At 69.5% G+C, this 1,454-nt stretch carries 2 protein-coding genes; both read right to left on the bottom strand.

Annotated features, from left to right (window positions below; translation table 11 throughout):
- Positions 1-122 precede the first annotated feature (122 nt).
- Entirely contained in the window at positions 123-515 is a 393-nt protein-coding gene (locus D7Y15_RS43440; RefSeq protein ID WP_120580065.1) for a hypothetical protein, read from the bottom strand.
- 76 nt (positions 516-591) lie between these two features.
- The coding region (locus D7Y15_RS43435) for a hypothetical protein (protein ID WP_121756213.1) at positions 592-1,454 on the bottom strand (863 nt) is incomplete at its 5' end.

Here is a 1,454-nt window from a genome sequence, read left to right as displayed (position 1 = left end):
TCGGCGCTGTGGCACCGTCACTTTGAGGTGGTTGCCGCTTCGGCTCATCCACCGCTCCTCCTGCCCTCCTGCAGGGCAGCGGTGGATGCTACCTCCCTAGGCAAAGATTTACCCCGGATGGCTTAGCTGCTGAAGAGCACCAGCACGAAGGTGCTCGACTGGGGCAGCTGGAACACGGTGCCCTGGCGCAGCGAGCCCTTGAAGAAGGGCGCCGCGTCGTAGGCGGTGGCGCCCTTCAGGGCCTCCTTCGTGGCCTCCGGCAGCCACCCACCGTCATCCACCTTCACCGTCAGCCGCGTGGGCTTCAGCGCGGCCTGGAGCGCCTGGGCCTCCGCCGCCGGGTACTCCAGCACCGCGAGGAACTGCGTGTCCGTGGGGCCCAGCCCGCCCTGGATGCCGCGCGGAGACTGGCGCCACTGCACCGCCTGGGGGCGGCGCGGCAGCGTCACGACTTTCTCCAGCGTCTCCAGGTCCGTTCCCGTCTTCGCCGCAGGCGCGGCCGTCTCTGTCGTCATGGATGCATTCCCCCCTGAGGGCTTGTCGCAGGCCAGCGAAACACACCCCGCGAGCAGGGTGGTAGCCAGCGTGCGCCTAACGGCCACCGATGGGACGCGACGTCGCATTCTCGGGGCTCCCCTGGTCCCACGTCACGTGCCGCTGGAGCGTGCCGTAGTTGGTGTACTGGTGCCCCAGGCCCGTCTGCTCCAGCCGGCCGTTGGCCGCGTCCGGCGTGCCGGTGTTGATGTCCTGCTGGCCCGGGTTGAAGTTGTAGCGGTCCTCCGCGTGGAGCGTCATGTCCATCTCGAAGCGGGGCTTCCCGCCCGGCGTCTCCGGCGGGTAGACCGTCACGGTGGCGCTGTTCCAGACGTTGTGGCCGCCAATCGCCTTCTGCCAGTTCTCCGTCTCCGGGTAGGGGAACTGCTCGCTGGAGCCCACGCCAATCTGCGAGCCGGTAATCTGGAACGTCACCGGCTTGCCCGCGAGCGACGGGTCCTGGGCGATCATCTGGTTGTAGGTCGCCTCCGCCGCCTGCTGCGTGTCGCGCGTGGAGTTGGTGAGCACCGCCTGTCCGGCGGGGTCCGTCCGGACGAAGCGCTCGTAGTCGAAGTGCCGGTCCGCCCCGTTGCCGTGCAGGAAGTGGTCGTACGTGTCCAGGCCGTCCGGGATGTCGTTGTGCGGCACGCCCGGAACGCCCTGGAGGGCGCGTGCTCCGCGGAGCTTGACCTCCCACTCGGCCCGCGCCGCGTAGTCACTCAGCCCCGGGCTCTCCGTGGGGATGGGGTTCGGGTCGTTGGGGTCGTTGGGGTTCTGCAGGAAGCCGTTGTCGTGGTGGATGTCCGGACGCCGGGGAGGACCCACCTGGTAGTCCGCCACCGTGTTCCCGTTCGTCTGCACCGCCGTGCCGGACGTCCCCACCTGGGTGGGCGTGGCCGTGGGCGTGGGAGCTCCCAGCG

Source organism: Corallococcus sp. AB030, assembly GCF_003668965.1.
In the GTDB taxonomy this organism is placed as follows: Bacteria; Myxococcota; Myxococcia; order Myxococcales; family Myxococcaceae; genus Corallococcus; species Corallococcus exiguus.
This window is presented reverse-complemented; position numbering and strand designations above follow the sequence as displayed.